Raw genomic sequence first — 24,010 nt, forward strand, 5'->3', positions numbered from 1 at the left:
GCCCCTGAGGGTACAGCGTACCCTACCAAAAAACAGAAAACTTGACCGTTTGAAGTATAGCTATTGTTAATGTGCGTGAATAACCCTAGCCTTTGGCCGTCCGTTACGGCGCCAAGTAAAGCCGACTTCCGTCTTCTGGCAAGGAAAATTGGCTCCCCCGCTACTGAAACCGCAAGGCTTCAATAGGCTTCAAATTAGCGGCTTTCCGCGCCGGATAAAAGCCAAAAAACACCCCGACACTCGCCGCCACCCCAAACGCCAGCAACACCGAGCTAAGCGTCACCACTACCAGTGTATCGTTGATTTGGCTGTAAAAATAAGCGCAGGCAACCCCTAAAGCCGCGCCGATAAAACTCCCGGCTAGGGAAATCATCACCGCTTCGAAGAGAAATTGCAGCAAGATGTCGCTGTTTTTTGCGCCGATAGCCATGCGGATGCCGATTTCGCGCGTCCTTTCGGTGACCGATACCAGCATGATATTCATGATGCCGATACCGCCCACTAAGAGCGATACCGAGGCGATGGCGCCGAGCATGGTCGACATGGCGGCGGTGGTGCTGGCGGCGGCTTGGGCAACGGCGGTGAGGTTGCGGACGGAAAAATCATTGTCTTTATCGGCATGGATACGGTGCCGGGTGTGCAGTAAATCATTCATTTCCTGTTCGGCTTTCGCCATCACGGCGGCGGACTTGGCTTTCACCAAAATCATCCGCACCATGCCGGGGAATTGGTTGCCGAACAATTGCCGTTGCGCAGTGGTGATCGGCACTAACACGGTATCGTCTTGATCGCGCCCATCCAAACTTTGGCCTTTTTGCGCCAAGATGCCGACTATCAGAAACGGGCTGTTTTTGACCCTGACAATTTTCCCGACCGGGTTTTCATCGCCAAACAGGTTTTTCACCACCGTTTGCCCCATCAACAGCACCCGCGTCGCCGCACGGATGTCGCTGTCTTTAAAACCTTCCCCGGCCACCAATTGCCAATCGCGGACTTCAATAATGGCTGGTGTGGTGCCCGCGACTTGGGTGCTCCAATTATTGGATGCGTAAATCAGTTGTGCAGAATTGAAAATATTCGGCGCGACGGCGGCGATTTGCGGCAATTCGCTGATGGCTTGGGCATCGGCTAAGGTTAATGTCGGCACGGTGCCGGAACCTTGCCGGGTGCCGCCCGCCGAGGTTGAGCCGGACAACACGATAAACAAATTGCTGCCCATGGAGGCGATGGACTCATTCACCATCAATTCCGCACCTTGGCCGATAGCCATCATCATAATGACCGCGCCGACCCCAAACACCATTCCCAGCATGGTCAACAGGGTGCGCATCCGGTTGGCCAGCATGGCCGCCCAACCTTCCCCTAATAAGGCCCCGATAATCATGTGCGGGTATCGCTGGCGATTTGCCCGTCACGCACCAGGATCATGCGCTGGGCATGGGCGGCAATATCCGGTTCGTGGGTGACGAGGATGATCGTGATTTTTTGCTCAGAGTTCATCGTTTGGAAGATTTTCATAATGTCTTCGCTGGTTTGGGTGTCCAGATTACCGGTCGGTTCATCGGCGAGAATGAGTTTGGGATCGGTCACCAAGGCTCTGGCGATGGCGACACGTTGTTGTTGTCCGCCGGACAATTGGTTGGGACGGCGTTCGCCAAATTCTGCCAGGCCGACCCGGCTGAGCATTTGCAGGGCTTTTTCGCGCCGTTCGGGTTTACTTTTACCCGCATACAGCAAGGGTAAGGCAATGTTCTCTAATAACGAACTGCGCGGCAATAAGTTGAAGCCTTGAAAAACAAAGCCGATCAATTGGTTGCGCAGGTTAGCCAGCTCATCCGAGCTTAAGCTGGCGGTGTCGCGGTCTTGTAGGTAATAATGCCCGGCGGTGGCGGTATCCAAGCAGCCGAGGATATTCATTAACGTCGATTTGCCGGAACCGGAATGCCCCATGATGGCGACAAATTCGCCGCTGTCGATGTTAAAGTTAATGTCCTTAAGCACCGGGACATTGGCCAAATACTGTTTGTAGAGGCCGCTGACGGATATGAGGGGGCGGGGCATCAAAACGCCTTGATACGGAAGTTTTGCTTGTCCGCCGCCGTTTTTTCAGCGCCTGGCTTGGCATTGCTATTTTCCAATATTAGCGCGTCACCCGCTTGTAAAGCCCCGCCAATGACTTCGGCATATTTGCCGTCATTAATGCCCAGTTCCACAGGGATTGCCACCGCTGCACCCTTTTCCAAACGGTACACCGTTTTGGCAGATTTATTGGCAACGCTGCCGACAGGGCGAAACTTTAAGGCCGCTAAGGGCAGTTTCAAACTGTCGCCCCTTTCTTCAATAACGATATTCACAAACGCCGTCATGCCGGGCAGTAAAATTTCATCGGGATTGCTGACATCAATCACCACATCGTAGGTCACGACATTTTGCAAAACGGTCGAATCTAGGCGGATACGCCGGACGGCGCCGGTGAAAACACGGTCTGGGTAAGCATCGACGCTAAAGTTGACCGCTTGGGCTTTGCGTACCCCGCCGACATCGGCTTCAGCGACCGAGGTGTCGATTTGCATGGTTTTTAGGTCTTTGGCAATGGTGAACAGGGTGGGGGTTGTAAAGCTGGCAGCGACCGTTTGGCCAATATCAACACTGCGCGACACGACCACACCGGATACCGGCGATTTGATAATGGTATACCCCCGATTTGTCTTATCGCGTTTCAGTAACCCTTCCGCCGCATCGACCAAGGCTTTTGCCACCGCCAAGGCTTGCACGGATTGGTCGAGTTCGGATTTGGCGATGTAATCTTGGGCATACAAGCCGTATGAACGTTGCGCGTTCAATTGCGCCAACTTCAACGATGCTTGGGTGTTGGCGAGATTGGCTTGGCTTTGTTCGAGTTGGGCGTTAATCAATGAAGGGTCAATTTCTGCCAGTATCTGGCCTTTGGTCACACGGTCGTTAAAATCCACATTCAGTTTATTGACCACGCCGGAAATTTGTGTGCCGACATTGACCAGCACCACGGGATTTAAGGTGCCGTTGGCGGAAATGCTGGTGGTGAGTTTGCCTTTAACGAGGATTTCTGTGCGGTAGTCGGGCTTTTTTTCTGCCGTCCGCCATGGGCCGAACCAATAGCCCCCGGCAAGGACCGCTGCCAGCACCAGCAAAATAATGGCGATATGCCGACTAAACCAAGAGCGTTCCATAGATTACCTTGAGGGCAGGGAAGCAAAATCCAGCCGCCCTAGGGCTTGAGCCAGTTGGGCTTTTTGGGTTAACCAAGTGTATTGGGCTTGGATGATTTGTAGGCGGGCGGTGGCGTGGCTGGCTTGGGCGCTTAACAGATCAATGATATTGCCCGCCCCGGCCTTATATCGCCCCATTGCCACCCGCTCGGCTTGGAAAGCGCTCGCCAGCAAATCTTCACTGCTTTTAAAGGTGTCGTGGGCGATGTTGACTAACTGATAAGCCTTCCAGACATCCAAACTGACCGTTTGGTCGAGCTGGTCAAAATTCGCACGTTGTACGTCCAGCTTTTCTTTGGCGCTGCGGACTTGATAAGTGACATTAAAGCCCGTAAACAACGGCACACTGATTTGCAGCCCTACTGTCCAACTTTGGGTTTCGCTAGGCAAACTGGTTTGGTTGTAGCCCACGGTGCCGACTAAAGACAGGCTCGGCAGATGCCCCGCTTCGGCGGCTTTAACGCTGGCTTCCGCCGCTTGGATAGTGGCTTCGGCGGCCGCCAAATCCGGGCGTAAGGTTTTCGCTTGGGCAATCAATTGGTGGATATTATGGTCTTGCTCAAGGCTGGGTTTGGGTACCGAGGGCGGCGCGATTTGCAAAGGATAGTCGGCTTCTAGCCCTAAAGCATTTGCCAAACTGCCGCTGGCAACCCTGGCTTCACCGGCGGTTTTTTGGCGGTTGAGACGGGCTTGGGCAAACGCCGTCTGCGCCAGTAACGCGTCAGCCAACGCCGCCGCACCGATTTCATGGCGGGTTTTTGCCGCCTTCAAGGCTTCCCCTGTTGCGTTCTCCGACACTAAAGACGCATCGGCGGCGGCTTGGCTGGCAAATACTTGGTAATAGGCTTGTATCGCCGAGAACATCACCGTTTGCAGTACCGCGTCTTGTGTCCAATTGGACGCTTCCAAGGTTTTTTGCGCCGTCTCCAGCACCGCTTCCCGCCCGCCAAAGTTATAAAGCAAATAATTTAAACTGATGACGGGGGTGAAGCGGTTAATGGCTTGTGCCGCACTGCCGGAACTGGTGTTGCTGATGGTCGTTGACTGTAAATTACTGCTGCTCGACGAATTGATGCCGCGTGACAACGAGGTCGTTAACGTCACCGTCGGTAAATATGCGGCTTTGGCAATGCCGACTTGTCCGGCCTGATAGCGTGCATTCGCCCAAGCGAGGCGGGTTTGCGGATTAAAGCACAAAGCTTGGTTAACGACGTCCACCAACGTCCACGCCGGATGGCTAATAGGATTGAGGCGGCAAGGATCATCCGCCCCGTGCTGTTGTTGGCCTGGGCTTGGGCTGACTTGCCGATGCGTGGCGAAAGGGTCGGCAAATCTGCTGTTTTGATCGGCATTGCCGACTAAGGGGCAAAAAACCATGCCTAATCCCGCCCATAAAATAAGCTTCATAACGACGGCCCGGCCAAACTTTTAGCGATAACGGCCACGGCAATTTCGGCGGTGGCGGGCAATGGCACGCTACCCACCAATCGGTAATGCGCCAAAAATGCCCGCCCTGTCCATAAACCATCGCGGCACTGAGTGCCCCAAGGCCGCTTGGCGGTACGCTCATTTAAGTGTTCGGGCATAAAAGTGCATGGCTTGGGATGAGATAATGTGAAAAATGTCTGTCTGGGCGCGGGAACAGCCGCTTATTGTGCCGCCATGATTCATTGGCATTGCAGTTTGTCTGAAATGAACGGCGAAGTCTGTGCGTTATCGCGCATTAAGATGAATGTGCTTAGGGCTGGGCTGAATTCAGCAACGGATAGTGCGATGGTTTGGTTTGGTGTGAGGTGGGCTTGTTTTGCCACACTAAGGGATAAGCCACAAGCGGACGGTGGTTGGCCCTTTATGACCCCTGAAATATATAGGGCGTGGGAATGGGAAAAACTTGGGGTGGCAGCTTAAAAAGTGTAACAAGTTGTTACACTTTTTAGTTTGCCTTTGGCTGTCAGGAAAGCCCCTGTTCAATAGGGGCGGCGGCGGTTTTTTGGTGGCTCATGTCACTTTGCATACCGACATAATAGATGACTGTGCCATCGTCACCGTCACCGTCACCGTATACCGCTGTGATGCTAGTCCAAGCCGGATAATCCTCACCGTTTTTGCGCCACTCAGTAAGGCGGATCGCAGCCTGAACCTGTTCGGGATTGACGGCAACAAAACCCGTTATGTCTATGACGGGTGGCGCCGTAGGGTATTGAAAATACAAAGCGGCAACGAGACGCGTTATCTTTACGATGCCAACGACCATCTCATTTACGAACAAGCCGCCGACGGTAGCCAGCGCAACTACGTTTGGCTCGGTGACATCCCGCTGGCTGTGCTTGACTAGGATGCCGCCGGCACCATTACCGCCCGTTACTACATCGAAACCGACTTCACCAACACCCCACGCTTCCTGCGCCGCGCAAGTGACAACACCACGGTTTGGGAATGGCCCGTCGCCCCTTACGGCAACGCCAAACCCACCGGCCCGGTCACGTTCAATCTGCGCTACCCAGGCCAATATTTTGATGCCGAATCCGGCCTGCACTACAACCACACCCGCTATTTCCAGCCCCGCACCGGACGGTACTTGCAGCCTGATCTTATCAAGCTGGAAGGTGGGGTTAACGTGTATACTTATGCCAACGGCAATCCGGTCAGCTATACTGACCCGACTGGGACTTACGGCATGTCTAGCGAAGTTGGGGGTTTTCTCAACGATGCGTTGTCATCGTTCGAGTCCAACTCAATAGCAGACGCTATCCGAGACGAACACTTTGATAACGTCACTTTTAAGCAATTAAAAAATATTGCTTTTATTGTCGGAACTGCGCCGATTGGAGGAACTGGAACTGTAATCAAAGTAGGATTTAGTGAAATCAAAACAGTTTTAACAACAGCCCAACAAGCCTATAAAGGGAGTACGGTAATTGGACACGCTTTATCCAAACATTCTGGTAGAAACCCAGAGATATGGGGAAAAATTACCGGTTCGATGAAAACCTGGAATGCTCAGGAAATGCAACATCTCAGAGATATTTTTCGTGGCCCAGGTGATTTTAAATCAGTAACAGATAAAGGCATTACTTTTTTTGAAAAAAGATTAGATGATGGCCGGGGATTGCGATTAAATATGGACAGAACGTTTAAAGGCTTTGTTGATTGAGAATATAGAGATAATTATATGTCTAATTTATTAGAAATTGTTTTTGAAGGAGTCGCAAAAAGTAGCGTTATTCCGCTTTTAATGCAGATAATTAATGATCCTAAAAATATTTGTAGCATTGATTGTTCTGAAAATATTTCTTTTGCAACTAAAAATATTTTTGATCCGCAATTTTTAAATGCCGTTCTTGAGCATGATGGCGATATTTGTTTATTTTTGCATCTGGAATCCCTTGGTATTAATACGGAAATATTGCCTTTAGTGTTATTACGGATCATTAAGTATGGGTATCAATATGATATAGACTTTAGTTTTGACATTAATAAAACTGAAAAGACAGATATGGCATCGCTAATAAAGAATTTGTTTAGTTATGCTTCAAAGCTAGCCAATGATTTTGTAGTTGTAAACTATTATGGTGGTATGGAGCCAGCGTCTGATACAAATACAAGATATTTTACCAATGATAAATTAGGTCCTTTGCTCCCATAAACCTGAGCGAAATAGCCCGGTAGGGTACCGCTGTGCGTACCTGCATTAACGATATAACAACAATACCGTAAAAAAGGTACGCACAGCGTACCCTACCGGGCTTGGCCGGATTGCGTAGAGTTAAGGCGGTTATTAGTAATGAACCTCAAAATTATAGAAAAACACTTTGGCTCGCACTTGGAAAAATATTGGCAGTTGAGTGATATAGCACCATTTCTTTTTGTCTATATTGAGTTGCTCCTTTTATTTAAAAACGAGTTATCTCAGGTGGAGTTGAATGTCGTATTGGAACGGCAAAAGCAATTGCGCGGAGAAGAGTTTACGGATAACGGTTTTGATGAGCTTATGAATTTAAGTCGCAAAGAGGTGGATCGAGACATCGGAAACAATACTAGTACAACGCGGAAAGGAATGTTAAACAGGTTGCTGTTTTGTGCGTTGCTGGATACAGAGGAGAATGATTTTTTCTACTTAACTGAACCGGTATTCGAATTTGTTCGGAAAATGGAAATTTCGCCTGATCAACTAAAGCGGATTTTGGAATCAGCGTTTGTTGGGTTAAAGATTTGAAGCCCGATAGGGTACAGCGTGTCTACCCGGCTACTTGGCTGTCCCAGCAAAAAGTGTAACAAGTTGTTACACTTTTTGGTTTGCCTTTGGCTGTCAGGAAAGCCCCTGTTCAATAGGGGCGGCGGCGGTTTTTTGTTGGCTCATGTCACTTTGCATACCGACATAATAGATGACTGCGCCATCGTCGCCGTATACCGCCGTGATGCTGGTCCAGGCCGGATAATCCTCACCGTTTTTGCGCCGGTTCCATATTTCGCCTTGCCAAGCCCCCGTGGTGTTGACGGTATGCCACAAGGCGGCATAAAAGCCCTGATCGTGCCGCTCTGACCGTAATAGGTTAGGGGTTTGGCCCAAGGCTTCGGCGGCGCTAAAACCGGTAATGTGGGTGAAGGCTAGGTTCACTTTTAAAATCACCCAGTCCGTATCAGTGACCCAAATGCCTTCTTGCGATTCAAAAGCCGTTGCGGCAATTCGCAACTCTTGCTCGATTTGCTTACTTTTACTGATGTCGGTTAGGTTGACGCGTAAGGTTGGCTCGGCATTGGCGGGGTTGTGGCGCAGGCAATCGAGATGGGCATGGAACACCGCACCATCGGGACGGAGCATTTGCAGGTCAAATGCCTGTTTGTCTGCGGGGGCGGTGGTCATCAGGTTCAAAAACAGGCGGTACCAGCGGTCTTTGTCAGGGGCGGCGACAAACTGCGAAAACCGCCGCATCAGCAATTTTGTGCGGTCAACTTTTAACAAATCAGCTCCGGTCAGATTGATTTCACTCATCAGGCCGTCGCGGGTAATAGTGATATAGCCGACCGGGGCAAACTCATAAAGGTCGACAAAACGGTCGCGGGCTTCTTCAAGGGCGGTATGGGCCCTGCGTAACTCTTCATTTTGCATTTCCAGTTCGATTTTATGGACTAACAGTTCATGCAGCAGGATTTCGTTAGGTTGGGCGATCAGTGCTTCCGGCGATAAGCTGACCACCAGCCTTTCGGCTTCTGTCCGCAGCGTCTGGCGGGCTTCATGCCCCGGATATTTTTTGGTCATGCCTTATTCTCCAAGGATTCAGGAACGGGTACGGTATCGATTTCTTCTGCCGTCAATAAAATCAACGACGGCTCGCTGGTTTTGCCGACAATGCGGCGGGCATCCAAGCGGATTTTATGCCGGCCTATCGCCGGAAAATCATGTTCCACCAAATAGCCCTCAACGGCTTGGTCGCGCGGTAAGATAATTTCTAACAACTCGCGCAGGGCGGGGATGTTCCATTGTCGGTTGCCCAGATCGTAAATTTTGCGCCCCACGGTGTCGGCCAGCGTCACATGAAAATAGCGGTAAAAAGCGCGGTTGGCCGTCACGACTTGTAAATGGCTATCCAGTACCAACAGCGGTTTGTCCAACGTATCCACAACATTTTCCGCCAGCTCGCGGGCCAGTTGCACCGCCGTTTCTGCGGTTACGCGCTTACTGATGTCGGTGAAGGTCAGTACCACGCCTTCAATGATATTGTCCAGTGTCCGGTAAGGCTGGATACGGACGAGGAACCAAGTGCCATTATGGGTATGTACTTCTTCTTCAAAAGGTGTCAGGCAATCCAGCACCTGTTGCGCCTTCACCAGTAAGTCTTCGCCGTCGAAATTGGCTTTGATGTCGGCCAAAGGCCGCCCTACATCCGAAGCCACCAAGCGGTAAAGCTGGGTGGACTCGCGCGTGAAGCGCCGGATCAGCATTTTTGCATCCAAAAACACTGTGCCGATATGGGTATTGTCGAACAAGTTCTTCATGTCATTTTGCATACCCGCCAGTTGCTCAATTTTGGTTTGCAGTTCGGAATTGACGGTGATGAGTTCTTCGTTGACCGATTGCAGTTCTTCTTTTGAGGTTTCCAGTTCTTCATTAGTCGATTGCAATTCCTCATTGGTGGATTGCATTTCTTCGTTAGTCGATTTAAGCTCTTCATTAGAGGCTTGTTGCTCTTCCATACTGGCCTGATAGTTTTCTTTCAGGTAGGCCAGATCGCGTTCCAGTCCTTCAATGCGCCCCAGTTCGGCAGGTTTGGCAAGCCGTTTGCGGGTCGGTTTCGTCGGGCTGGCAATATCTTGAAAACTCACCAGCAACAAGTTTTGCGCGGCCTCTGTGCCGGATAATGGCCTGACGCTGAGGTTAACGGTGCTGAAACCGCCATTGGTTTTCACTTGTAAGGCTTTATTGAGGGTGGCTATGCCATCAATGGCCGCCACACGCAGGGCGGCACGCAGTTCCAACTCCAAACCTTCGCGGGCCATTTCAATGATATTGAGGCTGGCTTGTCCGGGGGCCGGACGTAGGTATTTGCCGGTGTCGCCATGTACATACAGGAGGTCGCCTTTGCCGTCGGTGATGATTGAGGCGGGCGCGTAATATTGTACCAGCACCCGGCGGGCCAGTTCGGCAAAATTGGTTTCCTTAGGTTTTTGCATAACTTCCTCGGCGGGCTTGTCGCCCGTCTTTGCGGCCCATGACACCACTTGGGTCATGACCGTGCGGGCAGTGGTGGGGGAATGGATGGCACGGTAAAATTTCCATTTGCGGTTCAGTGCGGCAAATAAATCGGTATAGTTGCCGATGCTTTCTGAGGGCGACAAAAACAGCACCCCGCCCGGCTTAAGCGCGTAGTGAAAAGCCGGGATCAGGCGGTTCTGCAATTCCGCTTCCAGATAAATCATCAGATTGCGGCAACTGAGCAAATCCAGTTTGGTGAACGGCGGGTCTTTCAGCACATTCTGTAGGGCGAACACCACCATATCGCGGAGTTCTTTTTTGACCCGATAGCCTTTGTCTTCCTTAATAAAAAAACGCCGGAGCCGTTCCGGGCTGACATCTTGGGCGATAGTGGGCGGATAAATGCCCGCACGGGCCACGGCAATGGCCGCTTCGGCCAGATCGGTACTGTAAATTTGCACCTTAAAGTCTTGCTGCGACTTGTCCATCAGTTCGCGCAATAAGATGGCGATGGAGTAAGTCTCTTCACCCGTGGCACAGCCTGCCACCCAAACGCGGAACACATAATTGTCCGGTTTATCCAAGCACAGTTTCGGCAAAATATCGTGTTCCAATACCGCAAACGCCTCAGGGTCACGGAAGAAATTGGTGACATTAATCAGCAGTTCTTTGAAGAGGGCCTGTACTTCAGCGGGGTTATTTTTGAGGTAACGCACATAAATGTCCGCGTCTTCGATCGTGTGTTGCGCCATACGGCGTTCGATGCGGCGGCCAATGGTACTTTTTTTGTATAAGGAAAAATCGTGGCCGGTGCTGGTGCGCAATTGCAGGAGAATCTTATTGATCCAGCCCGTTGGCCGCAGCGGGGAGGGGGTTGTTATATTAGCAGACAGGCTGCGGGTATTGTTTAACAGGGCTTCCGGCATTTTGCCGACCGCCAAAACGTAGCTGGCGTAACCCGCTTGGATGGCGCTGGCAGGCATCCCGTTATATTTTGCCGTCTCCGGTGTCTGTACCAAGGTTATGCCGCCCACACCTAAAATAGTCCGCAAACCTTGTGTGCCGTCGCTACCAGTGCCGGATAAAATGATGCCGACTGCCTGTTCTTGCTGGTCTTCGGCCAGTGAGCGTAAAAACGCATCAATCGGCAAGCGATGCCCACGCGGTTCATCCGGTATGCTCAATTGCAGCTTACCGTGGAAAATCGCCATGTCACGGTTTGGAGGGATGACGTAAACGGTATTGGCGGCAACCGTCATTTGATCCTCGGCTTCCAGCACTGGCATCGTGGTGGTGCGTTGCAGTATTTCGGTCAGCAGGCTGGGGTGGCTGGGATCCAGATGCTGCACCAGCACAAACGCCATGCCGCTATCGGCGGAGGCGTTACGGAAAAATTCTTCCAGCGCCTCCAAGCCCCCAGCCGATGCGCCGATGCCGACAATAGGGAAGGCAGCGGCGGCCTGTTCCGCTAGTTGGGACGTTTTTTCTGGCGGCACAACGGTTGGCGGTTGAGTTTTTTTCACTTGCGCGACGCTTCCATTGTAAGGTTAACCGAGCTTTTGCTAGGCGGGGTGGGCATATTACCATTTATGGGTTTGTGGCTTGGCGGTAAATGTCGGTTTTCTGCGCCTATTGGTTTATGAAACTTGCCGGGGTTCTGGGTTTCGGCACTACGTTAACGTAAACGCCCCTTTACCGTTGCCAGAAAAACATAGCTTTCAAGTCGCCGTTTTTAGCAAAACCGGAAATAGCTCGCCCAGACCTGTAGCGATAAATTCCACTGCGATGGACGTTAAAAATAAGCCCATCACCCGCGTCACCACGTTCATGCCCGTACTGCCCATAACATCGGCAATTTTCGGGGCGGCCAATAAGGTCAGCAGCACAAAAACCGCTACGGATAAAATCACACTGCCGACCAACAAAAAATGCCCTAAAGAATGTCCGCTATGCCCATAGACAATCATCGTGCTGATGGCACCCGGGCCGCTCAATAAGGGAATCGCCAAAGGCACTACTGCAATGGAATCTTTTTCGAACGATTCGGCCTGTTCTTCCGGGGTATGGCGGGCGCGGTCATTATTAGCATGAAGCATTGAAAACCCCATCATCATTATCAATAAGCCGCCCGCCACCCGAAACGACGGCAGGCCAATACCCAAAAAATGCAATATCGGCTCACCTGCCACTAACGTAATGGCCAATACCGTCGCCACCGAAAAAGCACAGGTGATAGCGGTGCGCCGCCTTTCTGCTGGCGGGCGGTCATTGGTCAGGGCAATAAACATCGGGATAACGCCGATGGGATTAACCACGGAAACCAGCCCGGCCAACAGTTGCAAATAGTCGTGCCAATTCAGCATCTGTTGGCCGCCTGTTTGCAAAAGCCCCTGCTTACCCATAATAATGCTGCTTTCATGCCAATAAACGTGTTGCCAAAAGAACCCTATTCTAAGCTAAAGTCCTGACATTTACCTCGCGATCCCATTGGCGGGTTTTAGCGGCGGCAATGAACAGCGCCAAGGCTTCAATGGCAATCACCCCGGCATCGGCGGTAATCCCCGCTGTTTTTAATAAATCTGCCCCGCCCTTATCAAAGACGATGGCTTTCAGATGGCCGAAAGCATCGCGGACGAAATCAATGGCGGCGGCTTCTTTACCTAAACGCACGGCATGGGCTGGGGAGAGGATAATGGCGATAGCGTCGAACAGGACAGACGGCGTCCCCGCCAATTGGCCGTCCACCGCTAACATCACATCGTCAGAAAGTTTCACCGCGCCAATGGTCAGGGCGATTATCTTTACCTTTGCACCCGCCGCCGCCACGCCTTCTTTGACCGCCTTAATGCTTGCCGTGTCCGAGCCGTCGGCCAGCAAAATGCCGACAGTCCGGCCTTTCAGCGTGTCCTGCATTTTGCCGATAAGCTGCAAGGCGGGTGATGCCGCCAGGGTTTGCACAGGCATAGCCGTGACGGGTGCGTTAGGCAAGGCTTCCATGCCTAAGCCGGAAGCGACGCGGATGGCGAGGTTTTCGTTGATATGGCGCAAATGGCCGACAATGGCCGAACGGATGTGCGGATGGTCGAGTTTTGACAATTCAAACACCAGCGCGGAAGCCAGATGCGCTTGTTCGTAGGCGCTTTGGCTAAGATAAAATTGCCGCGCTTGGCTGTAATGGTCGGCAAAGCTTTCTGCCCGAATCCGGCCTTTGCTGCCGGCTTCATCCGCCGCCACGCTGCGAAAGCCCGTGTGGGCTTGTTCGCGCGGCGAATCTGCCGCCAAGCTATTGGGTTCGTAAGATACCCGCCCGCTCGGTTGGGCCATTTGCGCATGGCCGTCGCGCTGCTGGTTGGCGAACGGGCATTGTGGGGCATTGATCGGTATTTGGTGAAAGTTGGCCGAACCCAAGCGGGACAGTTGCGTATCCAGATACGAAAACAAACGGCCTTGCAATAAGGGGTCGTTAGAAAAGTCAATGCCCGGCACGACATGGGACGGGCAGAACGCCACCTGTTCGGTCTCGGCAAAGAAGTTGTCGGGCCAGCGGTTTAAAACAAACCGCCCGATCACTTGCAAGGGCACCAGTTCTTCGGGGATTAATTTGGTCGCGTCCAGATGGTCAAACGGGAAAGCCTCGGCTTGGGCGGCGGTGAACAATTGCACAGAAAACTCCCATTCGGGAAAATCGCCCGCGCTGATGGCTTCGAACATATCACGGCGATGAAAATCGGCATCCGCCCCGGCAATTTTAACCGCCTCATCCCAAAGCGTCGATTGCAGACCCAATTTAGGCCGCCAATGGAATTTCACGAAAGTCGCTGTGCCAGCGGCATTCAGCAAGCGGAAGCTGTGGATGCCAAAGCCTTCTATCATGCGTAGCGAGCGCGGCAACGTGCGGTCGGACATAATCCACATCACCATGTGCATGGTTTCTGGCGTTAGGGAAATAAAATCCCAGAAGGTGTCATGTGCCGACGCGGCCTGCGGGAAGCCCCGGTCAGGCTCCATTTTCACGGCATGGATAAGGTCGGGGAATTTAATGGCATCTTGGATGAAAAACACCGGGATATTGTTGCCGACCAGATCCCAATTGCCTTCTTTGGTATAAAACTTCAGCGCGAAGCCCCGGACATCACGCGGGGTATCGGCAGAGCCCGAACCGCCTGCCACGGTCGATATGCGTGCGAACAAGGGGGTTTGTACGCCGACTTCGGTCAGCACTTTGGCGGTCGTATAGTTTTCCAGGGAGTGGGTCAGCTCAAAAAAGCCGTGTGCGCCCGTACCCCGTGCATGGACTATGCGTTCGGGAATGCGTTCGTGGTCAAAATGGGTGATTTTTTCGCGCAGGATGAAATCTTCCAGCAAGGTAGGGCCTTGCGGATGGCTTCTTAGGGAGTTTTGGTTATCGGCAATCACCACGCCCTGATTAGTGGTCAAGGCGGGGTGTCCGGCGGCAGACTGATGCCACTCGCCGCCGTTGCCTATCGTCAGGAGGGCTGCTTCTGGTGCAGATGGAATGGCGGTTGTATCTTGGGTCATCATATTGCTCCAAAGGGTGTTAGGCGGCGGCAGGGTGGCCGTCAGGGAATGGCACTAGACAGTAACAGCAAAACGCTGTGTTATCGGTACGCTATGACACATAAGCCCGCTTTATCCTTACGCTTATTGTGCGCTAACGTACCGACCGGATAAGTTTTTGCCGCTAGAGTATCCGCAAGGTTATAACGCGGCCTTAGCCCGTCCCCATAAGCGTTATTTTGGTCAGGATAGCCCGCTATTTTGGCCGCACTTGTCGCCATACCCCACTAAGGAAATCAGATGAATCCAGTTGCCCATTCCGTAGAAGCCATGCAAGCCTGTATAACAGCCTGTTGCCATTGCCATAAGACTTGCCTGCAAACCGCCATGAACCATTGTCTTGAGGCGGGAGGCCCGCATGTGGCGGCGGAACATTTCCGCTTGCTGATGAACTGCGCCGAAATCTGCCAGACTTCAGCCAATTTCCAACTCAGCAGCTCGCAATTTCATAGCCAAGTATGCGGGGTTTGCTCCGAAATTTGCGCTGCCTGCGCGTTGGATTGCGAAAAAATTGGCGGGATGGCCGACTGTGTTGACGCGTGCAAGGCCTGCGCCGAAAGTTGCCGGCAAATGGCGGCTATGAAGCATTAAGCGTTTCCGGGTGATGGCCATGTCTCTGCAACAAACCGCATTCGCGGTTATGGTGATGGCGTTAGCGGCGTGTGGCGACGTGGCACAATTGCCGCTTTCGGCAGGTATTGGCCGCCATCCCCAATTACCCCCGCCCCATCCGACCCTCATTCCTACGATAAACGTTGCCCCCGCCATAGGTTGGCCGGCATCCGGTCAACCTATGGCCGCCTCCGGCATGACGGTAAATGCCTTCGCCCAAGGGCTAGACCATCCCCGCTGGCTTTATGTCTTGCCGAACGGCGATGTTTTGGTCGCCGAGACCAATGCCCCGCAACGCCCCGAAGATGGCAACAGCATCAAAGGTTGGGTAACGGCACAGTTCATGGCTAAGGCGGGTGCTGGCGTGCCCAGCGCCAACCGTATCAGCTTATTACGCGACACCAATGGTGACGGTATCGCCGAAACGCGGACGGTGTTTCTCAACGGGCTGAATTCGCCTTTCGGCATGGCGTTAATCGGCCACGATTTCTATGTTGCCAATACTAATGCGCTGATGAAGTTTTCTTATCAAGACGGTATGCAGCAAATAACCCAACCGGGCATTAAAATTCTGGACTTGCCTGCCGGCCCCATTAATCACCATTGGACGAAAAACCTGCTGGCCAGCCGGGATGGTTCCAGACTTTATGTCACTATCGGCTCCAACAGCAATGCGGGGGGAAACGGCATAGACAACGAGCTGGGACGTGCCGCCATTTGGGAGGTGGAGTTAAAAAACGGTAACTACCGTATCTACTCCTCCGGTTTGCGCAACCCGAACGGCTTGGCTTGGGAACTGGATAACGGGACGCTGTGGACAGTGGTCAACGAACGCGATGAAATCGGTAGCGATTTGGTGCCGGATTATCTGACTTCCGTCACGGATGGGAGTTTTTTTGGCTGGCCTTACAGCTACTTTGGCCGCCATTGGGATGAACGTGTGCAACCCCAGCGCCCGGATTTGGTCGCCAAGGCCAGTGTGCCGGATTACGCGCTGGGCTCACATACCGCTTCATTGGGCTTGGTGTTTGCTAAGAACGCCTTATGGCCTGCCCCCTTTAACAATGGCGTTTTTATCGGTCAGCACGGCTCGTGGAACCGTACGCCGCGTAGCGGCTATCGGGTTATCTTTGTGCCGTTCAAAAACGGCCAGCCGTTTGGGATGCCTATAGACGTGTTGACGGGGTTTGTCAACGAAGATGGCGAAGCGTTTGGCAGACCGGTGGGCATCGTCTTGGATAAAACAGCGGCATTACTGGTCGCCGATGATGTCGGCAACACCGTCTGGCGGGTGACACCCCCGACCGGACACAAACCATCAAACTAACCCATAAACCTAAGGACAACGACTATGAGCCTATTCACCACGACCGACGGTACAGAACTTTATTATAAGGATTGGGGCTCAGGGCAGCCTGTGGTGTTTAGCCATGGCTGGCCCCTTAGCTCCGACGCTTGGGAAAACCAAATGGTTTATTTGGCCGCCAACGGTTACCGTTGCATCGCCCATGACCGGCGCGGCCATGGCCGCTCCAGCCAGCCTTGGCAAGGTAACGATATGGACACTTACGCGGACGATTTGGCGGAACTCATTGCCAAACTGGACTTGAACGCCATCACCTTAATCGGCCATTCCACTGGCGGGGGCGAAGTGGCCCGCTACATTGGCCGCCACGGTAGCGGGCGGGTCACTAAGGTCGTTCTGATCGGTGCGGTCACGCCAGGGTTACTGAAAACGTCCGACCATCCTGACGGTATACCCATGAAAGTGTTCGATGCTATCCGCGCTGGGGTCAGTGCCGACCGGGCGCAGTTTTTCAGGCAATTGGCAAAACAGTTTTACGGGGCCGACAGGCCGGAGGCGAAAATCAGCAAAGGCCTACGGAACGCCTTTTGGTTCCAAGCCATGCAAGGTGGCCTGAAAAATGAGCTGGATTGTATCAAAGCGTTTTCGGAAACGGACTTTAGGGAAGACCTGAAAAAGTTCGCTGTGGAAACGCTGATTATCCACGGCGACCAAGACCAAATGGTCCCGATTGACGCGTCGGCACATGCGTCATATCAGTTGATTAAAAATGCGGTGTTAAAAATCTATCCCGATGCTCCTCATGGGCTCCCCGACACCCACAAAGACGAACTGAATGCCGATTTGCTGGCTTTCCTCAGAAATTAAGGGCGGTCGATGCGGTAAGGGCGGCGGATTTTTTACTTGCCGCCACCTACCTGACCGCCAAACCGATTAACGGCTGCCGCACATTGGCGGCAACAGCCGCCGAAACCCCTATAGTATCTAAGAGTAACCATTTTTAAGAGTAACCGTTTTTATGTATGCCGCCGCACAGATAGCATTTAACCCGTTGTGTATATTGGTACTGCCGACAAGCGCCATTTTAGTGCCATTCACCCAATAAGAATACAGAACGAAGTGTTGTGGGATAGCGAATGACGTGCGTTGCAATTGTCTGTAGCCGCTAAAAATAAGCCACCCAAACTGCCCGGACTATGTCCAAGGAAACATGATGATAAATATTGACGAGATTAAACCCGACACGCCTGTTGTTTGCTCCCAAGACGGTCAATTTGCCGTTGTCGAGCAAGTGGAGGAGCAAGGCAATATCATGCTGAAGCCAGATGAAAATGGTCAGCACCATTATATTCCGCTCAGTTGGGTCATCTCGACTGAGGGTGGCAAAGTGAAAGTAGACCGTCCCGGCGATCAGGCCATGCAAGAGTGGTCGACCGTGTCGCCCAATTACATCGTTGATTAAAGTGACACGATAGATAAAAGCCGCCGCTTTTAAAACGGCGTTTTCAACAATTAGCCTATTTCATGCCCTAAAAAAGGAAACCGTTATGAAAAATCAAAAAAGCCTTCCCCTTTGTTTGCTGGTTATAGCTGCCAGCTTGGGTTTTGCCAGCCTGTCCGTAAAGGCTGAAACTGAAGCTTCCCATCCGAATTATCGCTATATCAAACCCATAGCCGCCGACCATAAGACCGTCCCTGCCAGCCCAGCTGTTCTTGCTAGCCCAGTTACCCCTGCCAGCCCGGCCGCCCTTGCCAGCCCAGTTGCCCCTGCTAGCCCGGCTGCTTCTGCCAGCCCGGTCGCCCCTGCCAGCCCGGTTGCTTCTGCCAGCCCAGTTGCCCTTGCCAGCCCAGCCGCCGCTGATAAGCCCATCACATTAGCGGAAAAAACGCCACCCGTTGAGCCGGTTACCAAACCGACGGATGGCCATGGTGCATTGCCTACATTTGCCCAGGCTGACAGTGACGGTGACCATTACGTCACTAAGGCCGAACTGAAAAACTATCCTTATCTGCTGCAAGTCTTCGATAAGGTCGATGCGGGCGAAGATGGCAAATTGGAACAACACGAATACCAAAATTTGGAAATGGAAACCAAACGGGAAGGTGAAGTACGATAATTCGGCTTGTCGTCAATGCATAACGTCTGTCTGTTATCTCTCTAGTTTAAAATAGTTGCGGTAAGTAGGTGTGCGTATATTTTTAACATTGGCAAGCAAAAACCGTCATTCCGGCACTCATAGGAGCGCGATAGCGAATTCTTAGCGAATTCTTAGCAAATCCTTGCCGGAACGGCGTTTTATTGATTTTGTAGTCAAAATAAAGGACATTAGTCCTGAAAAATTAGGTTAAAAAACTTTTTCACACCTATTGACGACTCAACAACGCTTTAACTTGATTTATTCAATACTTAAAAAACAGATCCTGTGGTAAAATTGGTTGAGCAAGAGTGTGTCGTGCAACCCAATACCCAGGATAAAATAACGATGAAATCCTTTATAAAAATCCTTGTCGGCAGCCCTTGGCTGTTGGCTATGAACTTATCGGTAGCCCAAGCCGACATTTATGCTTACAACGACAGCATTGTCAGTGGTTGGAGCGATTGGAGCTGGGATACCACCACCCTCGTCACCAACGACACCCTCTTGAAGAAATCAGGTACCGCTTCAGCGCATGTCAACATCGCCAAGGCTTGGAACGATTTCGCGCTGCATTGGGATACGGGCGGTGTAAACCTGAGTTCCTTGTCCGCACTCAAATTTGACATCAATCCGGGCGGGAATGTCGCAAAGGTGGCGGCACTTTCCGTCACGTTGCAAAACGATACCGGCTTGAGCAATGCCGCCAAGCTTTCTGCCTTCGCCACACCGCCGCTGGCCGCCAACACCTGGTCTAGCGTCACCATTCCGGTCAGTAGCCTCGGCGGTTTGGCCTTGGTGAACCGTCTCAACCTGCAAGACGGGCTAGGCCAAGGCGGTGTCGTCTTCAATGTTGACAATGTGGTCTTGGTTTCCGCCGCCCTAGCGGGCGGTTGCCAAGCGTTGGCCGTGGATTCTGGCGCCGCTAATGCGGGCAAGCCCATCAACGGATTTTTGAACGACCAGTACACTTGGTCTGACAGCACCTGCAAACCGCGTAACGTGGCACTGGCCCTCAACGATGCCAGCAAGGGCGGCAATGCCAAGCAGTTCACTTATACGCTGCCGAACGGCACAATACGGACGGTGAACCCCAGTTCTAACGGCGCGGCAGGCTTCGGCTATGTCGTTGCGCACTTGAGCAACCCGTCTTTCGCCGCCGCTTATGGCAAGGACGATTCGCCGCTGGGTTCCGGCAGCGGCGCCACCAGCAATAAGCTATTTGTCGGCAACCATCACGCCATCCATGAATATACGCTCAATTATGTCCGCTATGGCCTGACCCAAGCGGCGCTCACCAACCTATCCATCGAGCCGTGGACGTGGATCTACGGTCCGGCAGACACTAACCGCCAGTATGTCACGGTTTATAACATGCCCGTGCGTATCCATTGGATGCTGGCTACAGGCCGCAATTATCCGGTCTGGTCGGTGACGTTCGACTTATCACAGATACCCAACCATGCGGTGGACTCCGATTTCCGCGCCCCTTATGGCGACATGAATGTGGAGGGGGGCACCGGCGCGGATATGGTCGGTGGTGTCGGCTGGGGCGACAAATATGTGTTCGCCAGTGCGGGAAAACCATTTACGATGAATAACGCCTGGGATTATTCCCAACTCAATCAGGGGGCCCCCTATGATTATTTATGGACATCAAGCACCGATGCCGAAATGGGGCTGGCCGGAACGCAGCTCATCGCCAACCAAAACGCGGGGGGCTACAACAATTACCAAGCCCAAGTCTGGCGTGGCAAAACCAGCGCGAATATGGGGCAGCTTTGCATTAATGACCAAGGGGCGGGGCCTGGGTATAACCACAAAATGCCTTGTACTAGCGATTGGGCTTACCAACTGGTGCAATACTCGGTTGCCAATGCGGCACAGACCACCAGCAACAAGCGTTTGGCCTGGGGTGCAGACTGGGGGTCTTTGGGCAATGGGTCGTTTATCGGCACTAACGGTTATGGCGTCCACGGCTGGCCTAAAGTGAGCTACAGCACTTATATCGTGCTGGACCCGCATTCGGCTAAGCCGACCCAAGCCATCGCCCAGCAAGCCAAGACCATCAGCTTGACCAGCTTGACCACCAGCATAGGAACCGTGCGTACGAAAGGCGTGGCGGGTGTGGGGCGTAGCGATAACCAAACCTATAGCCCGGTGGGGTATAGCCCAATCTATGGCACTTGGGAGCTTGATGCCGCCAATAACAATGTCCTCTTGTACTTCGGTGTGTCCAACACCGCACCCACCACCTTAGACATGCCGATCATCGTTGCCCACAACTACACCCTGGCCACGCCACCCGTGCAAATAACCTTAGATGGCGTGGCCTTAGTGGCCGACACCGATTATTTTGTCAGTGTACGTCCCGCCCAATCAGAACTGTGGGTCACGCTAAACAAGAAGCTGGCCGGCAAACACAGCATCCAGATAAGCAACTAGGTTCTATGGGCTTTCAGTGGCGGGTCGATGGGGAGTATCCCGACCCGCCAGCCCAATGGCCATGCGAACGCCAAAAATAGTCACCCACTCATTCAGCCCCCCGCTACCGAATTGCTTACATTGGCCTTATCGCCGCCGACAAACCGGACCGGTTGTTTAAACTCGATTATCAAGTTTTTAACATTCGGATAAATAGTTCAACTACCGGATATTAAAAAGTTGAACAAATTAATTTAAAACAACAAGTTGCAATGGAACCCGTCCCCCTCCCCTGATGGGTGTATGGACTGGAGACATAGGTAACACATGTTCGGGGACATGGGTAACACTTTAGAATGCGTGAATTTTAACCTACCGGAAAAAGTTCATGCCTTGGAAAGAGGTCACCCTAATGTCAGCCCGAAAAGAATTTGTCCTATTGGCCTGCCAAGAAGGGGCGAACATCCGCGCCTTGTGCCGACAATTCGTTGAGCCTTTGGAGTTGAGCCGCCACCCCTAAGGTGGCCATTATTGACAGGCCGCGTTAGCGACCTGTTTTACCGCTTTGAGCGGTTCACACCATAAAGCCCCCAGCTTTGCTGGGGGATATTTACTCGGCTACGCGGCGTTTGGTTTAACAATTTGTTTAAGATCCATTTTACGATTCGCCAAGATGGCCCTGCTTTGGTCGTCAAGCTGTTAGGTTCGGCCTTATTTTCAAACTTCTTACCCTTAAAAAAAGCCCTCGCAGAATTGGAAAGCGGTAAGACGATTATTTTTGACTTTACCGACGGCTACCTGATAGACCATACCGTTATGGAATTTATTGATGAATTTAGCCGAAGCTATGAAGCGCAAGGCGGACATTGCCAAATGGTCGGCAAGGCTTTGGAGACGTTTTCAGACCACGCGCTGGCGGCACGGTTAATGACGGCGGATAATAGGCGATGACAAAGGGCGGCTTAAGGCTGGGTCGCCGCCAACGCCGCGCTGGGTGAGGGCGGGGTTTACGGTATAAAGCGGTAGCCCTTCGGAATGACGGTGATGCCGGATTCCGAACGGGTGAAGCGGGCGGCATCGGCGGCGGCATCAAAGCCAATCTGCTCGCCAGGCGGAATATGCACGTTCTTATCGACTATACAACGCCTTAACAGTGCCCCTGCGCCTACTGACACACCCGAAAACAAGATAGAGTCTTCCACCACCGCATGTTCATGCACCTGAACTTGCGGAAACAAAATCGAATGCCGGACGTTACCGCCACAGATAACGCTACCGCTGCTAATCAGGGAGTTAACCAGTTGGCCTTCGTGGCCGGAAGTCCCCCTGACCATTCTCGCAGGCGGGTTTTGTTCGTGGTAAGTGCGGATCGGCCAATCCCGTTGGTACAAGTTCATCGGCGGCACCGGGTCCAGCAGATCCATATTCGCCGCGTAATAGGAGTCAATGGTGCCGACATCACGCCAATACTGGTCGGGCGTAACCCGACCCGCCTCGCCGCCGAACCGATAAGCGCAGACCTTATGGGTTTGAATCAGCTTTGGAATAATGTCTTTGCCGAAATCATGGCTGGATGAAACAAGATCGTGGTCGGCCTGCAAGGCATGGCAAAGCAACTCCCTATTGAAAACGTAGATGCCCATTGACACCAAGGCGCTGTGCGGATTGCCGGGCATGGGTTGCGGTTGCTGGGGCTTTTCGTGAAACTCGCTAATGCGTTGGTCATGATCCACCGACATCACCCCAAACGCACTGGCACTGGCTAGCGGCACTTGCATACAGGCCACGGTCAGTTCTGCTTGCTGGTTATGGTGGAATTGCAGCATGGCCGCATAATCCATCCGATAAATGTGGTCGCCCGACAAAATCAGCACATAATGGGGGTCGCTGCGTTCGATAAGGTACATGTTCTGGAAGATGGCATCCGCCGTGCCGACATACCAGGATTCTCCGGTACGCATCTGGGGCGGCACCAGCATGATGTATTCGGAAATTTCCGAGCTGAAAATCGCCCAGCCATCCAACAAATGCTTTTGCAGCGATTGGGATTTGTATTGGGTCAGCACCAATACGCGCCGCAGTTTGGAGTGCAGGCAATTCGTCAGGGTGAAGTCAATGATCCGGTACTTGCCGCCAAACGGCACGGCCGGCTTGGCACGGTCGGCGGTCAGCGGATGCAGCCTTGTGCCGATGCCGCCAGCCATGATGATGGACAAAGTTTTATCGAACATAAACCACCTCTGAGAGATTTGGGATTGTTGGTTAAAACATCAGGGAGAACGCTATTCTAAACGATTGATACCTAGTATTGCACTTTAGTGTTGGATTGTCTTGTTTGGAAAGCTAAGTAGGGTAGGCTGTTTATGCCTTGTTTTTAAACTCCCTGGCTTGGTTTTGTGTTGATGGATTGTGTTTGGCCACAGGGTTTTTCAGCTTGTTAAAAGGCATTTTTCAAGTTGAGACGTTTTGCAAAACTGTACTTTTTGTACGGTGCCACACATGCCATTTAAGAGCGGGCTCAGCTCAGCATTCAATTCGTCGAGCATTTTGGTATCCGTATCGTTTTTGCAGACAATAAGTAGGCTATAACGCGGATCGCTATCCACGGGTTGCCCAGTTTTGCGGTACAGCCTTTCGATGACAGCAATGGAACCGTTCCATTTTTTATGAAACTCATCGCGAAGATTCTGCCAAGCCTTTTGCTTTATGACTTTTTTTCGCTCCCTTTTCCATTTTTCAGAAAGCGTCGGATCTTGGTTGATCTCCGCTAAAGCTGAGCAAATTTTACCAGCGCATTCTTTAAAGCTCTCCCTAAGATCCGACAGCTCTATGAATTGCACATGCAGTTCTTGCTCAAGAAAATAATCGGCTTTACTGATTATATGGGTTTTAAAGCCTAGCTGCTCGGCGATACCGTCTGCATCATCCAATTTATACGCCATCAGTACCGATTTTTCAGTACCTTTTGCATGTTCAAGACAGCGTAAATAAGTCGATTTATCCAGCATGACCG

Annotated in this window: 22 protein-coding genes; 10 read left to right on the forward strand and 12 right to left on the reverse strand. The window is 52.2% G+C overall.

Annotated elements, in window-relative coordinates; genetic code table 11:
- Window positions 1-160: 160 nt before the first annotated feature.
- The 6 genes from CEK71_RS15245 to CEK71_RS23670 all read right to left on the reverse strand — a co-directional run bounded on the left by CEK71_RS15245 (window position 161) and on the right by CEK71_RS23670 (window position 5,793).
- On the reverse strand, window positions 161-1,384 hold the full coding sequence (locus tag CEK71_RS15245) for an ABC transporter permease (RefSeq protein ID WP_198328258.1): 1,224 nt from the start codon (window positions 1,382-1,384) through the stop codon (window positions 161-163).
- Entirely contained in the window at window positions 1,381-2,061 is a 681-nt protein-coding gene (locus tag CEK71_RS15250; protein ID WP_088620187.1) for an ABC transporter ATP-binding protein, read from the reverse strand. Before CEK71_RS15250 ends, CEK71_RS15245 begins: the two co-directional genes overlap by 4 nt.
- Window positions 2,061-3,209 carry an efflux RND transporter periplasmic adaptor subunit gene (locus CEK71_RS15255; RefSeq protein ID WP_088620188.1) on the reverse strand — a complete coding sequence of 383 codons (1,149 nt, stop codon included), beginning with the start codon at window positions 3,207-3,209 and terminating at the stop codon, window positions 2,061-2,063. The genes CEK71_RS15250 and CEK71_RS15255 overlap by 1 nt, the downstream gene beginning before the upstream one ends.
- A gap of 3 nt (window positions 3,210-3,212) precedes the next feature.
- The gene (locus CEK71_RS15260) at window positions 3,213-4,655 is read right to left on the reverse strand and encodes a TolC family protein (RefSeq protein WP_088620189.1); all 1,443 of its coding nucleotides are present in this window, start codon (window positions 4,653-4,655) and stop codon (window positions 3,213-3,215) included.
- Window positions 4,652-4,834, reverse strand: a complete 183-nt coding sequence (locus CEK71_RS15265; RefSeq protein ID WP_088620190.1) for a hypothetical protein — start codon at window positions 4,832-4,834, stop codon at window positions 4,652-4,654. Before CEK71_RS15265 ends, CEK71_RS15260 begins: the two co-directional genes overlap by 4 nt.
- A 365-nt stretch (window positions 4,835-5,199) precedes the next feature.
- The gene (locus tag CEK71_RS23670; RefSeq protein WP_232463664.1) at window positions 5,200-5,793 is read right to left on the reverse strand and encodes a hypothetical protein; all 594 of its coding nucleotides are present in this window, start codon (window positions 5,791-5,793) and stop codon (window positions 5,200-5,202) included.
- Here CEK71_RS23670 and CEK71_RS23675 point away from each other — a divergent pair.
- From CEK71_RS23675 to CEK71_RS15290, 3 genes are all read left to right on the forward strand, one after another.
- The gene (locus tag CEK71_RS23675) at window positions 5,740-6,402 is read left to right on the forward strand and encodes an RHS repeat-associated core domain-containing protein (RefSeq protein ID WP_232463832.1); all 663 of its coding nucleotides are present in this window, start codon (window positions 5,740-5,742) and stop codon (window positions 6,400-6,402) included. The genes CEK71_RS23670 and CEK71_RS23675 overlap by 54 nt on opposite strands.
- 18 nt (window positions 6,403-6,420) lie before the next feature.
- Window positions 6,421-6,894 carry a hypothetical protein gene (locus CEK71_RS15285; RefSeq protein WP_088620192.1) on the forward strand — a complete coding sequence of 158 codons (474 nt, stop codon included), beginning with the start codon at window positions 6,421-6,423 and terminating at the stop codon, window positions 6,892-6,894.
- Window positions 6,895-7,032: 138 nt separating this feature from the next.
- Window positions 7,033-7,464: a hypothetical protein gene (locus CEK71_RS15290; protein ID WP_088620193.1), complete on the forward strand. Its 432-nt coding sequence runs from the start codon at window positions 7,033-7,035 to the stop codon at window positions 7,462-7,464.
- A 93-nt stretch (window positions 7,465-7,557) separates the two neighbouring features.
- Here CEK71_RS15290 and CEK71_RS15295 read toward each other — a convergent pair whose 3' ends face one another.
- From CEK71_RS15295 to CEK71_RS15310, 4 genes are all read right to left on the reverse strand, one after another.
- Window positions 7,558-8,508: a PAS domain-containing protein gene (locus CEK71_RS15295; protein ID WP_088620194.1), complete on the reverse strand. Its 951-nt coding sequence runs from the start codon at window positions 8,506-8,508 to the stop codon at window positions 7,558-7,560.
- Window positions 8,505-11,465, reverse strand: coding sequence for a chemotaxis protein CheB (locus CEK71_RS15300; protein WP_232463665.1), 2,961 nt, complete (start codon window positions 11,463-11,465; stop codon window positions 8,505-8,507). Before CEK71_RS15300 ends, CEK71_RS15295 begins: the two co-directional genes overlap by 4 nt.
- 195 nt (window positions 11,466-11,660) lie before the next feature.
- Window positions 11,661-12,305, reverse strand: a complete 645-nt coding sequence (locus CEK71_RS15305) for a MarC family protein (RefSeq protein ID WP_088621648.1) — start codon at window positions 12,303-12,305, stop codon at window positions 11,661-11,663.
- Between the two features lie 88 nt (window positions 12,306-12,393).
- Complete coding sequence (locus CEK71_RS15310) at window positions 12,394-14,484, reverse strand: catalase (RefSeq protein ID WP_232463666.1); 2,091 nt, start codon at window positions 14,482-14,484, stop codon at window positions 12,394-12,396.
- 276 nt (window positions 14,485-14,760) lie between these two features.
- On the opposite strand from CEK71_RS15310, the gene CEK71_RS15320 reads away from it, so the two are divergent.
- The 7 genes from CEK71_RS15320 to CEK71_RS15350 all read left to right on the forward strand — a co-directional run bounded on the left by CEK71_RS15320 (window position 14,761) and on the right by CEK71_RS15350 (window position 21,948).
- Window positions 14,761-15,111 carry a four-helix bundle copper-binding protein gene (locus CEK71_RS15320; protein WP_088620197.1) on the forward strand — a complete coding sequence of 117 codons (351 nt, stop codon included), beginning with the start codon at window positions 14,761-14,763 and terminating at the stop codon, window positions 15,109-15,111.
- A 19-nt stretch (window positions 15,112-15,130) separates the two neighbouring features.
- Window positions 15,131-16,459: a PQQ-dependent sugar dehydrogenase gene (locus tag CEK71_RS15325; RefSeq protein WP_232463667.1), complete on the forward strand. Its 1,329-nt coding sequence runs from the start codon at window positions 15,131-15,133 to the stop codon at window positions 16,457-16,459.
- A 24-nt stretch (window positions 16,460-16,483) separates the two neighbouring features.
- A complete protein-coding gene (locus CEK71_RS15330; RefSeq protein WP_088620198.1) occupies window positions 16,484-17,305 on the forward strand; it encodes an alpha/beta fold hydrolase in 822 nt (273 codons plus the stop codon).
- 343 nt (window positions 17,306-17,648) lie between these two features.
- Window positions 17,649-17,900: a DUF2171 domain-containing protein gene (locus CEK71_RS15335; RefSeq protein WP_232463668.1), complete on the forward strand. Its 252-nt coding sequence runs from the start codon at window positions 17,649-17,651 to the stop codon at window positions 17,898-17,900.
- Window positions 17,901-17,985: 85 nt separating this feature from the next.
- On the forward strand, window positions 17,986-18,555 hold the full coding sequence (locus tag CEK71_RS23680; RefSeq protein ID WP_232463669.1) for an EF-hand domain-containing protein: 570 nt from the start codon (window positions 17,986-17,988) through the stop codon (window positions 18,553-18,555).
- Window positions 18,556-18,921: 366 nt separating this feature from the next.
- Complete coding sequence (locus tag CEK71_RS15345; protein ID WP_088620200.1) at window positions 18,922-21,018, forward strand: hypothetical protein; 2,097 nt, start codon at window positions 18,922-18,924, stop codon at window positions 21,016-21,018.
- A gap of 621 nt (window positions 21,019-21,639) precedes the next feature.
- A complete protein-coding gene (locus CEK71_RS15350) occupies window positions 21,640-21,948 on the forward strand; it encodes a hypothetical protein (RefSeq protein WP_232463670.1) in 309 nt (102 codons plus the stop codon).
- A gap of 56 nt (window positions 21,949-22,004) precedes the next feature.
- On the opposite strand, the gene glgC is transcribed toward CEK71_RS15350, so the two are convergent.
- Together glgC and CEK71_RS15360 are read right to left on the reverse strand one after the other, a co-directional pair.
- A complete protein-coding gene (gene glgC / locus CEK71_RS15355) occupies window positions 22,005-23,228 on the reverse strand; it encodes a glucose-1-phosphate adenylyltransferase (protein ID WP_088620201.1) in 1,224 nt (407 codons plus the stop codon).
- Window positions 23,229-23,426: 198 nt separating this feature from the next.
- Window positions 23,427-24,005, reverse strand: coding sequence for a hypothetical protein (locus tag CEK71_RS15360; protein ID WP_088620202.1), 579 nt, complete (start codon window positions 24,003-24,005; stop codon window positions 23,427-23,429).
- Window positions 24,006-24,010: the final 5 nt, after the last annotated feature.

The sequence above is a fragment of the Methylovulum psychrotolerans genome, from assembly GCF_002209385.1.
Classification (GTDB): domain Bacteria; phylum Pseudomonadota; class Gammaproteobacteria; order Methylococcales; family Methylomonadaceae; genus Methylovulum; species Methylovulum psychrotolerans.